The sequence below is a fragment of the Psychrobacillus sp. FSL H8-0487 genome, from assembly GCF_038008385.1.
Taxonomy (GTDB): domain Bacteria; phylum Bacillota; class Bacilli; order Bacillales_A; family Planococcaceae; genus Psychrobacillus; species Psychrobacillus psychrotolerans.
In genome coordinates, this window is the sequence record NZ_JBBOZA010000001.1 from 1420486 (window position 1) to 1439393 (window position 18908).

The 18908-nt window shown below is 31.1% G+C and carries 15 protein-coding genes; 8 read left to right on the forward strand and 7 right to left on the reverse strand.

Going from position 1 to position 18908, the window contains the following annotated elements; translation table 11 throughout:
- The first annotated feature begins 29 nt into the window (after positions 1-29).
- Positions 30-1550, forward strand: a complete 1521-nt coding sequence (locus MHI47_RS06865) for a DEAD/DEAH box helicase family protein (protein WP_340830150.1) — start codon at positions 30-32, stop codon at positions 1548-1550.
- Positions 1551-2234: 684 nt separating this feature from the next.
- On the opposite strand, the gene MHI47_RS06870 is transcribed toward MHI47_RS06865, so the two are convergent.
- The 5 genes from MHI47_RS06870 to MHI47_RS06890 all read right to left on the reverse strand — a co-directional run bounded on the left by MHI47_RS06870 (position 2235) and on the right by MHI47_RS06890 (position 5590).
- Complete coding sequence (locus MHI47_RS06870) at positions 2235-3056, reverse strand: cupin domain-containing protein (RefSeq protein WP_340830152.1); 822 nt, start codon at positions 3054-3056, stop codon at positions 2235-2237.
- A gap of 309 nt (positions 3057-3365) precedes the next feature.
- Positions 3366-3926, reverse strand: coding sequence for a GNAT family N-acetyltransferase (locus MHI47_RS06875; protein ID WP_340830154.1), 561 nt, complete (start codon positions 3924-3926; stop codon positions 3366-3368).
- A gap of 248 nt (positions 3927-4174) precedes the next feature.
- Complete coding sequence (locus MHI47_RS06880) at positions 4175-4594, reverse strand: DUF6843 domain-containing protein (protein WP_340830156.1); 420 nt, start codon at positions 4592-4594, stop codon at positions 4175-4177.
- 188 nt (positions 4595-4782) lie between these two features.
- A complete protein-coding gene (locus MHI47_RS06885) occupies positions 4783-5244 on the reverse strand; it encodes an Imm30 family immunity protein (RefSeq protein ID WP_340830158.1) in 462 nt (153 codons plus the stop codon).
- A gap of 151 nt (positions 5245-5395) precedes the next feature.
- Entirely contained in the window at positions 5396-5590 is a 195-nt protein-coding gene (locus tag MHI47_RS06890) for a hypothetical protein (RefSeq protein ID WP_093536839.1), read from the reverse strand.
- A 301-nt stretch (positions 5591-5891) separates the two neighbouring features.
- On the opposite strand from MHI47_RS06890, the gene MHI47_RS06895 reads away from it, so the two are divergent.
- The 4 genes from MHI47_RS06895 to MHI47_RS06910 all read left to right on the forward strand — a co-directional run bounded on the left by MHI47_RS06895 (position 5892) and on the right by MHI47_RS06910 (position 10727).
- Positions 5892-6767 (forward strand): tyrosine-type recombinase/integrase, encoded by an 876-nt coding sequence (locus MHI47_RS06895; RefSeq protein ID WP_340830160.1) that lies wholly within the window; start codon positions 5892-5894, stop codon positions 6765-6767.
- 618 nt (positions 6768-7385) lie between these two features.
- The gene (locus MHI47_RS06900) at positions 7386-7913 is read left to right on the forward strand and encodes a hypothetical protein (protein ID WP_340830161.1); all 528 of its coding nucleotides are present in this window, start codon (positions 7386-7388) and stop codon (positions 7911-7913) included.
- A gap of 80 nt (positions 7914-7993) precedes the next feature.
- On the forward strand, positions 7994-9655 hold the full coding sequence (locus tag MHI47_RS06905; protein ID WP_340830163.1) for a nuclease-related domain-containing protein: 1662 nt from the start codon (positions 7994-7996) through the stop codon (positions 9653-9655).
- Positions 9656-10352: 697 nt separating this feature from the next.
- On the forward strand, positions 10353-10727 hold the full coding sequence (locus MHI47_RS06910; RefSeq protein WP_340830164.1) for a hypothetical protein: 375 nt from the start codon (positions 10353-10355) through the stop codon (positions 10725-10727).
- A 108-nt stretch (positions 10728-10835) separates the two neighbouring features.
- Here MHI47_RS06910 and MHI47_RS06915 read toward each other — a convergent pair.
- Positions 10836-11971, reverse strand: a protein-coding gene (locus tag MHI47_RS06915; protein WP_340830166.1) for an IS3 family transposase whose coding sequence is annotated in 2 segments (ribosomal slippage) — positions 10836-11746 and positions 11746-11971 — 1137 coding nt in all. Because the reading frame shifts where the segments join, the coding sequence is not laid out codon by codon here.
- Between the two features lie 274 nt (positions 11972-12245).
- Here MHI47_RS06915 and MHI47_RS06920 point away from each other — a divergent pair.
- From MHI47_RS06920 to MHI47_RS06930, 3 genes are all read left to right on the forward strand, one after another.
- On the forward strand, positions 12246-13688 hold the full coding sequence (locus tag MHI47_RS06920) for a hypothetical protein (protein WP_340830167.1): 1443 nt from the start codon (positions 12246-12248) through the stop codon (positions 13686-13688).
- 936 nt (positions 13689-14624) lie between these two features.
- Entirely contained in the window at positions 14625-15806 is a 1182-nt protein-coding gene (locus MHI47_RS06925; protein WP_340830169.1) for a hypothetical protein, read from the forward strand.
- 440 nt (positions 15807-16246) lie between these two features.
- The gene (locus MHI47_RS06930) at positions 16247-17362 is read left to right on the forward strand and encodes a site-specific integrase (RefSeq protein ID WP_340830171.1); all 1116 of its coding nucleotides are present in this window, start codon (positions 16247-16249) and stop codon (positions 17360-17362) included.
- Positions 17363-17653: 291 nt separating this feature from the next.
- Here the strand turns inward: MHI47_RS06930 and MHI47_RS06935 are convergent, their stop codons facing one another.
- Complete coding sequence (locus MHI47_RS06935) at positions 17654-18835, reverse strand: tyrosine-type recombinase/integrase (protein ID WP_340830172.1); 1182 nt, start codon at positions 18833-18835, stop codon at positions 17654-17656.
- Positions 18836-18908 lie beyond the last annotated feature (73 nt).

Below are 18908 nucleotides of genomic sequence, written 5' to 3' on the forward strand. Positions count from 1 at the left end.
TAGATTTTTTAAACATAGGAGGTAGAATTATGACAGTATCAGATTTAATTTCTCTTGAAGAAGTAGAAGCATGGAACAGCGGTGACATTATAACAATTGCAGCACCAACTGGAAAAGGGAAAAGCCACTTCATTAAGAATTCAGTTTATGAAGTTGCAAAACAAAACGGTAAACGTATTTTATTCTTAGTGCATCGGACAAATTGTTATACTCAATTTGCTGATGACCTTCAAGAGAAAGTAGAAGACGGTGAAATTGTACAAGAAGATAAAACAGATATTATTGACTTGAAAACATACCAATCTATTGATATGCAAAATAGTAATAAGAATATTCCAGACTTTAATTTAAATAAGTATGACTATATTGTATGTGACGAGTTCCATTATTTTATGTCGGATGCTTCATTTAATGGAACCACAGATGTTTCACTGGAAGCTATCTTAAATGAATCTGATGCAGTAAGAATATTAGTGAGTGCAACGAGTAAGTATATGAAATATTATCTAAAAGAATTAAATGAATTTGAAACAATTGATTATGAATTTGAACCTGATACTAATTTCATTGAACGTCTGGAGTTCTATTATAATGATAATGTTCTAGAAAAATATATTGATGGTGCGATAAAAAAACAACTTAAATCAATATTTTTTATTGATAACACCAAGAAAGCGTATGAGTTACACATGAAATATAAAGATATAACATTCTTTAACTGTGCAAAAGGTAATGATTATTACCGATATGTAAATGATAAACAAATTGAAAATATGCTTATAAATAAGGGATTTGATAAAGTAGATGAAGATGGCAATGAGGACTCTACTGCAGGCAAATTGATTCTAATTACTACTAGTGTTATGGATGCAGGAGTAAGCATTTTGGATGATGATTTAAAGCATATTGTATGTGACATTAAGGACACTGAAAAGCTAATTCAGTGTATTGGTCGTAAACGTAGAAAAGAAGGAGAAAAAATTATCCTTCATATTAAAGCTTTAAGTAATAAACAACTCGGTGGTATCGAATCCTCAGCAAAAATTAACAATAAGCATGCTGATTATCTAAAAGAACATGGAGAAATTGAATACATCAAAGAATACGGAAGGGAATACGATAAGACTAATACTATCTACATTAAGAATAAAGAAGAGGGTGGCTTGGAATTAGTAGTAAATGAAATGAGATATACGCATAATTTTATCAAATACAAAGAAATGTTGCATATGAAGAAATTTAACTCTAAGCATAACTACTGTGAATATATAAAGTCTAAATTCAAAGCTGAAGAGTATACTATTTATAGCTTAGAGTCAGAGCAAAAAAAGATTGAATTGGAAAACTATCTTTCTGGTATATTAGGTAACCGCTTATCCAAAAACGAACAGAAGGAATTAATAGAGATAATTGATTTGAAAGTAAATGGTAGAATGATAAGAAGCTATGAAAAACTTAATCAAGGGTTAGAAATGCTTAACTTAAAATATAGAATAACCGCTAAGAAAAGTAATAGTACTAGATATTGGACTATTGAGAAATTAAAATGAAGGGACAATTTAGGTGATAACCTTTATATTAAGCTATACAACAATATTGTCCCTATTGGAAATAGAAAAAGATAATTCAATTGGTGAGGGTTACGAAGTAACCAGAACGCGGGTAAAGGCTGCAAGCCTTTAAGTATTTAAGGAAATTACTAGTAGTGTATCGACCTTCAAAGTTGGTACACTTTTTTATTTGTTAATGGAGTGGATAAGTGTAAAAAAATTTACTGTTAAATTACGATAGGCATAATAAATTCAGTAATACTATTTGACGAAAACCCTTATGTATCAACTGTTTTCTACAATCTGCTCCTAGGATATTTCACTTCTATCGAAGTAAATTAGCTCTCGAATAGGTTTTTAGTTTATTAGACATGTACAAAAACCCTATTAATCTAATGATTTGGATACACCAATATATCATATTCGGCTTCGATGAGATTCGATAGAGGAATATTGATGTGTGACATATCGTGTTTGGAGCAGTTGTTATTAGATATAGTAGTAGTGAGAGGCTATGTTAAAGTTATTGGTTGAATTTGTATAGAAAAATGAGCTTGGAGAGGGAATTTCCAAGCCCTGCGATTTAGTTCAATAAGAAAAAGTGCTTTACTCCTTCTTGAAGTAAAGCATGCGTTAGTTGAATAAATCCAATTATTAGCTATTAGCTATATCTATTATATTTTTCTACATATTTTTACTTTGTTGAAGAAGTTTAGATTGCCCTGCCCTTTCCCATCCTTCCACAGTCTCATATGCTTTTTCAGGAGTAAACCCTTTTCCTACAAGAACCCCCATTAGAATAAATTCTTGAAGAATATGAGTAGCATTTATTCCTCTTGTAACATCCTCCAATCCTTCATTTACCAAAAATTCAGTGTACCGTACCCATTCATCTGGAGTCTTGCCAGAAATAACTGTATTTCCATTGCTATGACCGTTTTCTTGTTGAGCAGCCATCGCATCTGCTTTCGTAGGATGAACAGTACCGAATGGATGGTTAGGAGGAGCATATATTGAATAAAGCTTTAGTGGAATATTACCTGTATTTGTAAGATTATGCCATGTTCCAGCAGGTATCATGATTGCAGAATCATCATATACATTTCTTCTAAAATTTAAATTATCTTTACTCTTGCCCATTTGAGTAATACCCTGACCCTGTTCAATACGTAAAAATTGGTCAACATCAGGATGTATTTCTAGTCCAATATCTTCTCCGGGATTTAGACTCATTAATGTAACCTGCAAATGGTTTCCAGTCCATATTGCTGTACGATAAGTGTTGTTTTGTTTCGTAGCTTCATTAATATTAATGACAAATGGGTTAGCTCCAAAATCTTTTAACATTCCTCTTACATTACCATTAGAAACGTTATAGGCTTCAAATTGATTTGCTCGAATTGTCCCATCAGGATTAGACCAGTTATTTGGGTTACCACTATAATTATATGAATCATTTCGATAATAAGGGTACTGATATAGATAACCATAAGGAGTATAATACATTTTTTTCAATCCTTTCACAGATGCATGTATTATAATATGCCCCTATTTTAAAAATGTCCTTTTTATATTTTTAATGGAAACAAGTATTATTCTTATCTAAATTAAAATTACATACATTACTTGACTCTTCCGTACATAATCTCATGATAAATGTATTAATTTTACTAAATCAACGTCGCGTTACTTTTTTCTTAGCCCATCTCTTATTGAACTAACCTGCTTCTTTAGTTCAATAACAAAAAAGGCTTTACTCCTTCTTGAAGTAAAGCACCCGTTACTTTAAGTGTAATTCTTCACAATGTACCTTGCTTAAACCTTGGCATAAATACAAGTATCAGTCAGTTTACTTCCATCTGCGGATAAATCCTCATTCTTTAAAATCCCTTCTAACTCAAATCCTAATTTTTCAGGAATAGAACGACTCTTTAGGTTTGTGGATTCACATCTAATTTCAACTCTCTTAAAGTTCATATGATTTAAACCTAGTTCACATAGTCCTTTTACCGCTTCTAACATATATCCGTTACCCATAAATCTTGTGTTAATCCAATAACCAATATGACTTTTTGGGATGTCCCAGTTTAAACCTTCAAAACTTGTTACTCCTATAAAATCATTAGTTTCTTTATGGAAAATCAGGAAACGTAAACTATCTCTTTTCATGAAGTTAATATATGCTTCTCTCAAATTTACTTCTGTTTCCTCCAGAGTAGGGATTGTCTGTGCAAATGGCAACCAAGCCTTTAATTCATTAAAAGAATCTTTAATTGCATCATTAACAATAGTACCGTCTCCTGATTGCCTAGGTGCTCGTAATAATAACCTTTCTGTCTCTATTTGTAATGGAATGTCTAATAATAATGGATTCACTACAATTCCCCCTTGCCATAACTTATTTATTATATCCTTGTTAAACTCTACTTCTTACTTTAGTTGAATAACAATACAGGCTATCTACTACAGACCTCACTTATGTATATTCTTCAACCTTGTTAAACTAACCTGCTGCTTTACTTGAACAAGAAAAGAGAGTTGTATCATCAGCTCTCCAATTTACTAAAGCACCCGTTAGTTGAAGAAAGTTCGGATTTTAGTACGGGTTACACCCTTTCTAACACTTAATAACAATTATCAGACCTACCATCAAACGATATAGTGAATCGTGCTGACTTAGGGTCGTTATTCGATGTTGAATCCATACCATTTTGATACATTGAATTAGGTATTTTCTTTATTCTTACACCTGAATTATTCAAGTAGTACGCCTCTGTTTTATGCCAACCGATTTTATTGAAATCTTCCTGAGATGTAGAAGTTATTACCTTCCCATCTTTAGGAATATCTATTATTATTTCATTATCCATCATGTCTAAGGGTTCATGTCCCTTTTGACTATAATAGATTGTCATACAACCTTTAAATCCTTCAGGAACGTGATAAATAACTGTCTCTTTTGAGGTGTCTATGTTAGCAATTAGTACTATAAGAAGTACCCCTATTAAAACAATTGCAATCCATCTTTTCTTCCACTTCAACATGTACTCCTCCCATTTTAATAAACGTGAGATTTTTTTATAATATTCTTCTTCAACTAAACTGCTTCGTTAGTTCAATAAGAAAAAGAGTTACCTCTGGCACCCCGTGATTTTTTACTAAAGCATCCGTTAATTGAATAAGTTCAACAAAGAGGGCATCAATCCTTTTAAAATCAAGGGAAATTTTAGTACTACAAGATTATTTTTATCTCTTCAACTTTGCTCCCAAATTTTTCAGGAGCTTCGTTCTTGATATCATTTAATAAGTTCAATACCATCTCCTGATTTTGAACATCAACCTCTTTTAATGCTTCTCCAAATAGTTTCCTATATTCATCATGGTTTAAAATCCTAAAATGCAAAATTTCTATCCAATCTCTGCATTTTTCAATGTTATCTGGAATGGCATTTATCAGTGATTTTAAACCTTCTTTTGGAGAAAATTCACTTAAATATTCTATTGTGTGTACAAGCCCCCACATTACTTCTTCATGTTCTGTGTCATCCTCTAATACTTCAATCAACTTTCCAATTATATTATAATCCTCTGTTTTACCTATATCTTCTAATGCTTCTTCAAATAATAGAATTTCATTTTCAGTTCTCATAAAACGATTTAACTTCAAAGTATTGATTTGATTATTTAATTTCATGTGACTCCACCTCTTTAGCTCCAAATTTCTATATGCACCAACATTCTTATTCAACTAATCTGCCTCGTTAGTTCAATAAGAAAAAAGGCTTTACTCCTTCTTGAAGTAAAGCACGCGTTAGTTGAAGAAGAAAGATTGAGTTGTAAATGAATTACAATAGAAACATCAACAACCAAGTTATACTAAATATGATATAAGTAGCTGAAATAGTCATCCAAAATGTATTTTTAGAGGTACCAGCATTACTATCACTACTAACTTTTTTGATTAATGCTACTAAATTTAAGCAAAATACTATTGCTAAAATTGGATTTAAAAAAAATCCTGCTTGAACTAATAATTCCATATTGTCACCCCTCATTTGTAAAAGGAAATACTCAAAAACTACACTAATATTGACAAATTCGTCATTCTTCAAATAATATCCTCTAATTGAACTAAACTGCTGCGTTAGTTTAAGTGAACACTTTCACAATCTTATATTTATTTTAACATAAATACTCAGCGTTAAAGTTAAATAGAGGAACCAATTTCAATTTATTATTAGATAGTTCTTAATGATTTCAAGTTATGAAAATATTGGTTTTCGTAACCTAGAAAAGATACAATAATATTAACAAAATGTTACATAAAGTGGGGTATTTCAAATGGGTGAAGTGGTAAAGGTGGAAGTCTTCGCAGAAAATAAAAAAGTGAATGAAGCTATTCAACAACAAGTTAATAAGAAGTTAGAAATGTATAAAGGTGACTTCAAGCGATTTGAACAGTATTGCAAGGAATCTAGCAGAGCTATTTCATTTGATGCACTAGAGAAATATCTATATCAAACTATCGCAGAAGATAAACTAAAGCTATCGACATTTAATAGACGTGCTGCTGGTGTATCTTATTATCTTGTCAACCAATACAACCAGTTTGAAACAGTGGGACAAAAGCAACGTATTGCGCAGTTACGTAGTATGTATAACGATAAAGGACACAGCGAACAGAAGTTGATGAAAGGACAGTCAGCAAAGGATAAAGAAGAAGTAATGAACGAGATAAATAAACTTGATACAAGAGCGAAAGCGATTAGCTTATTAAATCTAATTACAGCGTGTAGACCGTCAGAAATGATTACTATTCAGATGAAGCATATTGATTTAGATAATCATTCAATCAGTGTATATATGCAAAAACAAAGTCAATGGAAAACAAAACGATTAACACTTGAATGTGTGAATGCTTTACGCAAATATATTAAAGAGTATCAGCTTACAGATGAAAATTATCTTGTATGCAGAACAGATAAACATGGAAACATACAACGAGATAAATCAATTAGCGATACAGCATATAGAAAATCCGTTCATAAGTGGTTAGGATTTGCACCCTATAGCTTACGTAAAACTCAAATAAGTAGTATGCATGAAGCTGGGGCAGATTTAGCGACAATCGCCAAACAGAGTGGACATAAGAGCTTAGAGACTATTACTAAGCATTATTTGGAAGTGAATGACACAACAGTAGACAAATATCTGTAAATCAAACTAAAAAGAGCGTTTATTTATTAAAATGAACTGCTCCAATTGTCTATATAAATAGAAGAAACAGCCATAAAATAATGATTTTATCAATAAGTTGTTAGTGTTTAAAGTACTACAAATTAGGGGTTTTAGTATAGTGTGATTTGATGATGGGGCGGTATTTTCCAACCTAAGAAAAAATAGTAGTGAAGTGAAAAGCAGAGCTGGTACTATTCTACAACCAAAGTATAGATTTAAGGAGCAGCCATATATTATTGGACTGCTCCTATCTTTTATATATAGAATATGGAATCTATTATTATGAACAATTTTTTAATCTTTACAATGAAATCACAATTTTATTTATTTGTACTATCATAAAAACTTGCATAACTGTGGGATTAAAAATAAGTGTAAATAATTTTATAAAAAACGATAAACGAGGAAACAAGCGAAATGAAAAAATTACTTAAAATGAACAGAGTAAAGAAAACAGATAATTGAAGACAGTACATTATTAGTTGCCTAAAGTGGAGCATGTTATTGATGCACTTTTTTATATATTCATATTACTTCACTAAAATGGTATGATTTTCCTGGTGAGATTGTATAGATTAATAAAAAGGAGGTGCAGAAATGGCTAAAAAGAAAGAGAGAATGTGTCCATGCGGAAGTAAAATATTATTTTCTAATTGTTGTCTATATCCTAAAGAGGGTGATACACCTGAAGAAATTAAAAAGAAGATTACTAGAGTAGTAATTTCTACATTTGATTACGTTGGTGAAAATAGAGGAGAAACATGTCTGTATGTTTCTACTTTGATAAAGGATATTCTAAATGAATTTGGAATAAAAAGTTATGTAGTAGCAGGTTCATCTAAATGGAAGTATGTAACAACCTTTTATGCATGGAATCCTCCAAAAGAATTCCATGCATGGGTTGTAACAGAGTATGGAGAAAAAATAGATTTAGCATGTGATGCATTAAATGAACGAATTGATATGCAAGATAAAATCGGGAAAAATACACCAACGAGATGCTGGAAAAAAGAATTAAGTGATAGAGAATATATACCAAAAGATTTTGGCGCTAAAAGTTTTTCTTTTGACTATAAAGGATACAATAAAATTAAAAATCAAGCTTTCAAGCAACTAAGAATGTAATTTATATAATGGCTAAAAAAGAAATCTAGACTATTCAATGTAATAAAACGATTAACGAATTCAAGGAGGGACTGAAATAAATGGGAGATTTATTAAAAGATATGGAATACTGTATAAAATATTCAACAGACTATTATAGATTTGAATTTATTAATTGGCTATCTAATATCTGCCCAATAGTTGATGGTGGTAGGGGAATGGTAATCACAGGAGATTGTATAAAAGAAGATGAAATCATAAAAGAGCATACTCAGAGACTACAATTGATAAATAAAAGTTTTGCTAGTAATGAAGAAATTGAAAAAATGTTTTTATTACTTTTAAAGAGTTTGTTGGATGAATTTATCGGAAAATATGTACATAAACAGGAAGGAAAAGAAGTTATTCTTTTGACTTTATATGCGTTTAAAGAATCAAATTCATTATTTAGCTCTGTTTTACTTTCAAATATATATGGGGAAAGCATGAAATTTAATCATTCTTTATTACAATTAGTATCAGATACATTGTCTAATTACAAAAAAGATAATAATAAACTAGATGTCTTTAAAGAAATTGAAGGATTACTTGCGAAAGATAAATATGGGATTGAAGTATTAATAGAGAGTATAATTGATTATACTCCAAGTGAGGGTACGATAGACTTCAACAACTTTCATTCTAATATTGCAAAATATGTTCGAGATATAGGAAATTTAATTACATTAAAGGATTTTGTTATTTCTAACCTCCTAAGTAGCACAACCATATTTTGCAACCCTGATGGAAATTTAATAGTAGAGATGGAACATGACGATGTCCAAAAAGTACAAGAAATTAACACTCAAAATATAGAATGGTTAGAAAAAAAAGAAAATGATAAATTTATTGTAAATGAGAAATATCATAAAAGATTAAATCATGTTATTAAAGTAAGATTAGGGTTAAATGAGGAGGAAATAACTGAATTATTTAATATGATTGGTAAAGAGAAATCCACATGGCAACTTTGGAAAATGGAAGGTCTTGAAAAATATTTTTTGAAATTTAACGAATATAATCTGGATGATATAAGAAAATTTATTGATGTTCTAACTAGATATCCTGAGACATTTAATATAAATCGCTTTTTAGATAGTAAAAGGAATTCAAGAATTTCAAGAAAATGTATTATTCCTATTTTAGATGATTTTTGTATTTTCTCAGATAATGTATTAATGGAAGTCTTATCGTATTTAATGATTGATGTATATGATAGAACTTTTTACGAAGGTGAATTAAAGAAAAGAGTTGAAAAAATTCTTGGAGATATTGATATTAGTTTCGAAATAGAAGTATTGACAAAACTTTTGACTTTTGACGATGTAAAAGTAAAACATTCGTTGCACAAGATAAAAAATACAGAGATTTGTTCACCAAATGAAATAGATTTATTACTGATACATAATCATGATATTTTTGTAATTGAGTGTAAAAATTTCATATTTAAAAGTGACCTAAAAGCAATTAATAATGAACTTATGAAAATGAAAAAGTCTATATCGTATAAGTTAAAAACTAAAATTGATTTTGTAAATAAAAATTTGGAATTGATTTTAAATAATGAATTTGATATACATGATAATATTGCTGAATACAAAATTCATGGTATTATAATAACAAATAAATTTTCAATTTCTTCAGCTTATAAAGATTTATCATATGACTCAATTAATTACACACAAGTCCTTAACTACTTTGGTAAGAAGCTTAATAAAGAATAAAATATCTGCAGATTAATAAAATATATAACTATACTAAATTTTATAAAAAGTTTCATATAGATGAGCTAGAAACGAAAGATTATACAAGAGTGTGTAGGAAGACTTCCAGGGAGTCCATCCTATTAAAATTGAACGGACACTTACGAAATTGAACCCTCTTATATGAAACTGTATGCACGGTGGTGTAAGAGGGTGGCTAGTCAATTTGTCTCCTACTCGATTATGTAGGAGCTCTTGCTCTCAGTGAAATATTCTAGAAGTGGTCTATGCCTCTCATTTAGCCCCCTCTAACTACTCCCCATAATATTAAATTTTGGAGCAGCCAAAAATCATTGGTCTGCTCCTTTTTTATATAGCCACTATTAAATTAAATGAAGCCTTGAACAATAATAATGATATAATTATTTGGAATATTAAGATAGAAATGGAGGTAATTCGTATATGAAAAATGATACCTATGAATAAAAGTAATTTGCATGTTAATTATCGCTCTTAGTTTTGTAACTATTGCTTGGAGTATGTGGAAACTTGTTGGTATATTGTCAATTTAAATAGAAAGTGAAGACGTTAAGCGATAAATGAAAAGTCTTATGCAGCAATGCTTCTACATTTCACTGATACTCGTACAATTAATAAAGTGAGATGTTGTTGTTGTTGTTTTACTTTTTCAAAAAATAAATAAATACAGGAGGAGACAATGGAAATATTTCTATGGGATAAATATGGAGAAGAAGTAAATGAAAAAACAAAGTATTGGGTAGATGTATGGGTAGATTTAATTGATAACTATAACAAAAACGCTTACGGTCTTAAATTAATCAATCCACATATTATTATAAATGAAATTATAGATGAAATCATATCTAATAAAATGAGAAACAAAGAAAATAAATCATATTTATTAAAACAAATAAATATTTTTTTAGAAAGTGACAAAGTAATTATTCAGAAATATAAATCTGAATTTATTACTATTAGAGAATATTGGATCTACGTCAAGATTCTGGACACAAAAAGATTAAGTTTTTTTCTGCACAACCACCATTCATGGAGTGTTCCACATCCCAAGTAAATCGTCAAAGTGAAAAGAGCCTTTGACAATTTACTTGGGATGTGGAGAGAATAATTCATGGATGTTGTGCCTGAAAAATGTGGGGGGATTGGCTTATACCCCTAAGACTCAGGCTGCTGCGCGACACATTATTTCATACGCCTCTGGCGTTACAAAGCCGATGCTTCCATGAATTCGTTTGCGATTATACCAACCTTCTATATATTGAAATAAGGAGATTCTCGCATTCTCAAAGTATTCATATCTTTTTTGATAAACTTCTTCTTTTTTGAGTGTGGCATGAAAGGACTCGATGCATGCATTGTCATAAGGACATCCTTTTCGACTGAATGATGCAATCATTTCATATCTTTTTAACTGTTCTTGAAATGCCTCACTTGTATATTGAGTACCCAGATCCGTATGGATGATTAGTCCCGGCGCTGGATTTTGGGCTTTGACGGCACTTTTTAAAGCATCCAACACGATTTCTGTGGTCATCGTACGGGAAAACTTGTAGCCTACTATTTTCTTTGAATGCAAATCGAGGACAGACGCTAGATAACACCAGCCATCTCGAAGCGTATGGATATACGTGATATCTGCCACCCATTTTTCATTGATTGTGGTTGTTGTAAAATCTTGCTTCAACACATTTTCTCGTTCTTCCACTGGTGTCTGTGTACTTGCTGGACGGTATTTCTTTACAATGTTTGACTGGATGCCTGCTCGTTTCATCAGACGTTGGACTCTTTTTATACTGCAAGAATAGCCTTCTTTTAAAAGTACTCGATGTATTTTTGGGGCGCCATAGATACCTTTGCTTTCTTTATGAATCGCTATTATACGATCCAATATTGCCTCATTGGCCACGTGGTAGCTGTTCAGTTTCTTATGAAATGATTGATAATAAGTACTTTTAGGCATCTTTAAAATGCGACACATCACTTGTACTGGATGATGTCCGCTTTCATTTGTAATGTAGTCGATCAGTTCTTCGTCCTCTATTTTCTCGCGAATATGGTCATAGCCTTTTTTAGGATTTCAAGCTCCTGTTTTAACCGGAGGTTTTCTTTTTGAATCATTTCTACATCGGATACAGTTAATTCCTTTGTCCCTTCGATTGTAGAGAGTTGTTTAATCCATTTATAGATGGTTACTTCTGAAACACCATATTCGCTAGATAGTTGGCTGACCGGGGTACCTGAGCTGTGAAGCTCCACTACTGTTTGTTTAAATTCTTGGTTATAACGTTTTTGACTCATAATACAGACACGACCTTTCGTTAGTTCAATTTTATTGACTTAACCAAGATGTGTCCATATATCTATTCTACATTCATATCTTAATTCTGATAAAAATGAATATTTATTAAGTATCTGTAGAAAAATTAATAATATCTTTATTAGCGATACTTACCTAATACAAACATATGAAATGTTAAAATCTGTTCTAAAATCCACCGAAAAAAATCAATATACAAACATAGCTCTCTTAAGTCAAAGTATTATTGTCGAACTATTACTTAAGGGATATTCCATGAAAAGTATTAAAAAAATGCCATTAGATATATTTTCAAAAGAAAATTCTTTTTATACGAATTATCCACATAATATGAAGCAAGAAGAATATGAGAACGTTGAGGAATATTATGCTGCTTTAAAAGAAAAGATTGATAATCTTGCTATTTCAGATAGATTAAATGATTTTGAACTATACTTTGATATAGAACCATTTGAACAAATTGTAATATTCCCTATTGAGGGATTAATAACATATGAAGGATATAAATTAGGCGATGTTAATTTTTATTCACCAAGAGTCGAAAAATATATTAAAAATCCCTCAGATTCAGACTATGAATTATTTAATAGAAAAGAAGAAGATATTTTTAATGCAATAGTGAAAGTTAAAGCAATTGACTATATATCAGGCAAAAGAATGGCGATAGACAAAATTGAAAAGAGTTTTGATTTACTAAAAACCTATTATGGCAGTAAAACTAATTTGATTATTAATAGTAGTAAATATATTACATTAAATAAAGAGTATAAAATAGCATCCAGTGGAAGTTCTTCAAAAAATGATGAGTATTTTAAATTAAAAAACTCTCTTGAAATTGATAACTACGAGAATAATGAGATTGACCTTATTTTTCAAAACCTTGAAAAATATATTTTTCAAAGTCTGGAAATGCATTCTCAAACTCAGAGTAAAATAATTTCATCTCTCCATTGGTTTAGAAAAGGAGAAGAAACAGTAAAGGCGGAAGATAAATTACTTAATTACTGGATAGTAGTTGAAAATTTATTGGATTTTAAAGTAGGAAATGAAGATAGTAAAAGCTTAATTTTAAATAAAGATATAGAAAATACTTTTAATTTGGCAAAAGAGTTAATTCCATCTATTGAGATAAAAGAGCTGAAAATGAGTATATTCCTTGAGTTATTTATGTATTTACGAAATTTAATGGGGCGAGCTTCTATTTCAACTTCAACTGGAGAGATACGGAAAGCACTTGAAATTCCTATGGAATTACAGAATATTTGTAATCTTAATTCGACGGGGTCTTTTAATTTAGAGCCTTTTGTAAAGAATTTAGAAGAGCTTAAAAAATATAGTAATAGAAAGATTATTAGCGATAAGATTGAAACAGCTCTAAATTTTTACCAAGATAATAGTTTTGCTCATACCTTTTTTGAAGAAAAAATAAAGTTGATACAAGATGAATTATTAAATATATATAGGTATAGAAATAAAATAGTACATAACGCACATTATGATGATACTTTACTGCCTCATTATGTTAAAAAAATACAAAATTATGCAAATAATTTGTTGAGGTATGTACTGTATGAACAAAGTATTAATAATACTATAACTTTAAAAGAGATATTCTTTAAAGTACACTATGAAACGAAACTGTTGTTAAAAAAATTAAATGATGAAGAAAATATAGATATTTTTAGTTATAAAATGTGATTTACTCACCACTAAAAAAATAATAATAAGTTCTATGGGTGAGTCTATTTAGTAAAGACTCACCCACTTTTATATCTATAAAAGAATCATTTATTGTGATTGTTGAATAGCTTAAATAACTATAAAATAAGTGTTTTGATGAATAAGGTTTAGGGGGGGAGCTGTTTCCCAATTTTTGAAGAGGATTTATTCAAGTAAGCAGAGGGGGCAAGTATTTTCACACACTCATAGTAAAAGAGTATTCATATCGTTGGGTTGTTCCTTTTTTAGATTGCCATTATTAAATCAAATGAAGCTTAAACAGGTGATATTGTAAAAATAAGTATTGTAGATTCAGAATATTTAATAGAAATTTTGGAAGATGAAATAACTGATATGAAAGATAAAGTTAGCTCTTTGCTTGAAAAATTAAAGAATAAGCAGTGGCTAACTTGCAACCTAACCTAATTGGGCAGGTTGTTTTTTTATGCCATATAAGTGGAGTCTGTTTTCCCATCAGACAGCTAAGATTTATATGGACGAATTTGCGAATATGTACACGTAAGGAAAAGTGAACCGCGCAAAAATTTTATTGAGTGGTTTGAGAAATGAATAAAGTGATGTGAGAATACCAACTCTTTACTTCTGTGGGAGTAAGATGCAAGGATTGAGTATGCTATCCTATTCTTTTTTGTATGTTCGGTAACGAAAATAGAGATAGTTAGCATTAGTTATGCACATCATAAGCTAAAATAATTAATTGTAAATAATTTTAATTTTGTTTAGCTTAAAAAAGTAGCTGCTAAAAATAAATAAATAATTTTTGTGATTTTTTCATATGGATAGTTGGTATAATAGGGTTTTTATATTTAGCAGCAAAAAAAAATAAAAATATTCATTGAAAGAAAGATTAGCTCATGTTACAGTGAGCATGACGAAAAATAAGGGGGAAGTTTAATGGTATTAAGAATCAATAAGAGGCTAGATTATTTTTCAAGTTTTGACCCTACTAAAGAATCGAAACCTATTTCTTTAGGAAATTTATGTAAGGACATTGAAGAAGGTCGTTTGACACTTCCTATTTTCCAAACGGGTATTCGATGGAAAGTAGAAAAATCGGTTGAATTATTGAATTTTCAACTTACTGGAAAAGCAGCTGTTGCGCCTATTTCTATTAATATTATTGAAAATAAGGATATTGCAGTACCGCAAGTTAAATTTATTTCAAGAGATTTAGTTCCAGAAGAAGAATTAGGGGGGAAACATTCGGTAAACGATGGTCAGCAGCGTATTAGTTGCAACTTTAAAGCGTATACTGATGACGATGAGTTTCGTAATATAGTTTTAGATATTACAACTGGAAAATTCCTTTTAAATAGTGGTACGATGCGAAAGTCGCAAATTCCAGTGGGGAAACTTTATAATAAAGACCCTAAAGTTTTTGAAAAATTCTGTAGAGATAATGCTGAGATGCAGACTTTTGAAGTTCAAAGTTTACTAACTAGAATTCGAAATAAGTTCCTTTCATACTACTATACTGTTAACTATGCAAAAGACTTATCTGGAGAAGAACAAATGGAGTGGTTTGAAGTACTAAATTTAGCTGGAAGTAGAGTTACAGATACAGAAATGCATTTAACTGAAATGTTAGTAAAAGGTGTTGATTACTATAAAGAGTACGCTGAGAAGTTCGGAGAAAAGTTAAAAGAGTCTGGATTAGATGGATTATTTGTACAAAAAGCTACAGAAATTTCAATTCCTTTAGCAGCTTTAAATCCTGCTTATGAAATCATCAAAGAAAAGTCCCATACGGCAAACTTTAGTCCGATGCCTTCTGATGTCAAAGCTTCATTGATTAGTAAACTTAAAGCAGAACAGCTACGTATTATTTTTAGTTGGACTTTAGGGTCTCTAGATAGGGTGCTCGCTTTTATTGAGGAGCAGCAATTAACAGAACCTAAACGGATTGATTATTTAACATACCTAGTGGGGGCGTTTGTAGTTTTAGGGGAGGCGGAACTAAATCAAGCTCAAATAGACTTTTTAGTGGAGTGGTATCAAAAGGTTGAATTTACTAAGAAAGATAATGGAGCTCGTCGCAAAATCTTTGATGAATTAATTGAAGTAGCAAAAATGTAGTTTGATAAGATAAAAAAATAAAGTTTGCTGCAAGTAAAGGAATTAAAAATATAAGAGTAAGCACATTGTCAAAAGGGAGTTCTATTGAACTCCTTTTGTGTTATGTTGTCAGTAATTCAAAGAACAATTGCAATATAATTTCTTGCTACGTTATAATAGAAGAAAGGCAATTAACTAACCGAGTTAGTAAAAGGTTAGACTCTCTTAGCAAACGTAGACGTACCTAAATACTTCGGTGGTATTACAAAAGAAGAGCTTGTTCAATTAATTTATTGATAAATGGAAGAGAGTCTGACGTATGTTGGGCTCTTTTTATATTTCACAGGATTTTCGAATTTTGCTTTTGAGGATTTATGATTGACAACGCTAATTTAATGAAATACCTTTTAAATACAAGGAACAATCATGGCTTTAGAGGGCATCACGAGAGGATGTTTGCTATGAAAGGTTCAGTAAGAAAAGATGGTAGCAGTTGGTTGTATGAGGTAACGGTTAATACTGACCCTATTACTAATAAAAGAACAAGGAAAAAGAAAAGAGGCTTTAAAACAAAGCGAGAAGCGGAAAAAGCACTAGCTGCGTTAATTACTACTGTAGATAGTGGAAAGTATATTGAATCATCAACAATGCTTTTTGAAGAGTATTTACAAGAATGGTTTCAGACAAAGCGAAGCCAAATAGGGAAACAGACTGCTAAAAATTATGAATCTAATATACTGCATCATATAATTCCATATTTAGGGAAGAATCCCTTGTCCAAGTTAAATACGCCCATTATCCAAAAGTTCATCAATTCATTAGTTGATAAAGGCTTGTCCAATGCTACTATTAAAAAGATTTATAACATCTTAAATAACGCCATTCAGAAGGCATTTAATCTTGAGTTAATATCTAAGAATATAGCGTCAATGGTTGAATTACCGCAAGTTGTTAGGATTGAAATGAAGGTATGGAGTATTGACGAAGTAAAATTATTTCTAAAGGCAGCAAAGGAAAGTAGATATTATATTGCTTTTCATTTAGCCATTACAACTGGAGTAAGACAAGGGGAACTGTTAGCTTTGAGATGGAAAGACGTTGATTTGGAACGGGGAACGATTCATATCAGACAAACTTTAAGTCATGATGGAAAAGAGTTTTTATCAGGTGCTAAAACCGCTTCTGGTATTCGTCCAATTAGCTTATTATCTGAAACCATTAATATGCTGAAAAAACATAAGACCACAATTGTAAAAGAAAAACTAAAAGCTGGAACAGACTATAATGATAATGATTTAGTAGTCTGTACGTGTTTTGGAACGGTGTTAACTCCTAGAAACTTAACAAGGACATTTAAAGGATTAATTGAAAAAGCGAATGTACCTATAATTAGGTTTCATGATTTAAGACATACACATGCTACTTCACTTTTGATAGAGGGTATACATCCAAAGATTGTTGCGGAACGATTAGGTCATAGTAGAGTAAGTATGACATTAGATATCTATTCGCATGTATTGCCAAATATGCAAAAAGAAGCAGCAGAGAAATTAAATAAAAGCCTATTTGGATGTTGATTATTTCATACTGTCGCCAATGGGTCGCCAAATCCGTCGCCATTTAGCCAAATACACTTAAACGTCTCAGAGTTTATTAAAAGAAAAAACCCGTAAACGTTGATATATAAACGTTTACAGGTTATGAAAAATGATGGTCCCGACTGGTCTCGAACCAGCGACCCCCACCTTGTCGAGGTGGATTAATAATGAAGGAATGTTGTTGTAGAGGGCTTTATAGTAGTGTTAATTATCATCATTTTTATTGTTTTTTATTATTTAATCCCAGTTTTAACCCCAATTTAACCCCAATCATTTATTTATTGATTTAGGTTGGAAGAGGCTTTCTAAGGTATCGGCTGCAGCTTGATCAGCAGAACGCAACGCATGTCCATAAGTGTCCATTGTGATTTTAATATTTGCATGGCCCAATCGTTCTGAAATTATTTTAGCATGTACACCCTGAGCAATAAGTAAACTTGCTGAAGTATGCCGTAGATCATGAAGTCGAATGTATTTAATGTCTAATTTCTTAGCGAATTTATTCCACCAGTGAGTTGCAGAAGAAGGATGAGCAAATGTTCCATTCCGTTGATGGAATAACCATTCACGGTCTGTTTCTGTCCAGTTCTTGGCCTTTAACTTTTCTTGTATCCAATAAACGCGATACTTTCTTAACTCTTCTACAACAGATGTTGGAAGAGAAACAAGACGATTCGATGAATCAGTTTTTGTATTTTTAATTTCTGTTTTTCCATCAGCTGATATAATGCTTTCATGTATATCAATTCGACTGTTTTCGAAATCGATATCTGACCATTCAAGTGCTAAGTTTTCACCACGTCTGATACCAGCAACAATTGCAAGTATCGCAAACATGCGCCATTTGAAAGGTTCATCATTCAGAGCCTTAAATATAATTGCAACTTCATCTTCATCATAAGCGTTCACTTCTTTTTTATTTCTATTCTTAGGTTTTGTAACGCCATCTAAAGGATTTTTCACAAGTACCTTCCATTGAATGGCGTATTTAAAAATACTTCGCAATGTTCTATAAACATCAAACTTAGTATAAAAAGAAAGTTCTACTGTACTACCATCTTTTCTCTTCAATCCGTCCATGAGCGATTGCAACATCATAGTGTTGATCTCGTCCATTCGAACATGACCAATCACAGGTAAGATGTTAAGGGTTAACTTAGATTCATAGTTAGCAAAAGTTGTACTGGACAGTTCTTTCTTTGCGAATTTCTCTAGCCACTCGTTTGCAAATGCTGAAAACAACATTTTCTCCGGCAGTACATAGTTTCCAGATAGGACTTCATCTTTAAACTTTAAATATTCACGATCCAAATATTCCTTAAGTTGCTTAGGTGTGTATTTACCCTCCACAGTTAAAGATTTACGTTCTTTTGGATACTTACCTTCAGCATTTTTAGGTAGGTAGACAGTGAAACGATAAGAGTTATCGCCGCGCTTCTCTATATTCGCCAATGTAATCTCTCCTTTCAATTGTATAAGAAAAGAGCTTGCTCATTTAGCTAGCCCTTGTGAGTAAAAGTCATTC

Excerpts from the sequence above, each read along its gene's own strand:
- MHI47_RS06865 (WP_340830150.1), top strand. The coding sequence starts at position 30 with ATGACAGTATCAGATTTAATTTCTCTTGAAGAAGTAGAAGCATGGAAC.
- MHI47_RS06870 (WP_340830152.1), bottom strand. The coding sequence starts at position 3,056 with ATGTATTATACTCCTTATGGTTATCTATATCAGTACCCTTATTATCGA.
- MHI47_RS06880 (WP_340830156.1), bottom strand. The coding sequence starts at position 4,594 with ATGTTGAAGTGGAAGAAAAGATGGATTGCAATTGTTTTAATAGGGGTA.
- MHI47_RS06885 (WP_340830158.1), bottom strand. The coding sequence starts at position 5,244 with ATGAAATTAAATAATCAAATCAATACTTTGAAGTTAAATCGTTTTATG.
- MHI47_RS06890 (WP_093536839.1), bottom strand. The coding sequence starts at position 5,590 with ATGGAATTATTAGTTCAAGCAGGATTTTTTTTAAATCCAATTTTAGCA.
- MHI47_RS06895 (WP_340830160.1), top strand. The coding sequence starts at position 5,892 with ATGGGTGAAGTGGTAAAGGTGGAAGTCTTCGCAGAAAATAAAAAAGTG.
- MHI47_RS06900 (WP_340830161.1), top strand. The coding sequence starts at position 7,386 with ATGGCTAAAAAGAAAGAGAGAATGTGTCCATGCGGAAGTAAAATATTA.
- MHI47_RS06905 (WP_340830163.1), top strand. The coding sequence starts at position 7,994 with ATGGGAGATTTATTAAAAGATATGGAATACTGTATAAAATATTCAACA.
- MHI47_RS06910 (WP_340830164.1), top strand. The coding sequence starts at position 10,353 with ATGGAAATATTTCTATGGGATAAATATGGAGAAGAAGTAAATGAAAAA.
- MHI47_RS06920 (WP_340830167.1), top strand. The coding sequence starts at position 12,246 with ATGAAAAGTATTAAAAAAATGCCATTAGATATATTTTCAAAAGAAAAT.
- MHI47_RS06925 (WP_340830169.1), top strand. The coding sequence starts at position 14,625 with ATGGTATTAAGAATCAATAAGAGGCTAGATTATTTTTCAAGTTTTGAC.
- MHI47_RS06930 (WP_340830171.1), top strand. The coding sequence starts at position 16,247 with ATGAAAGGTTCAGTAAGAAAAGATGGTAGCAGTTGGTTGTATGAGGTA.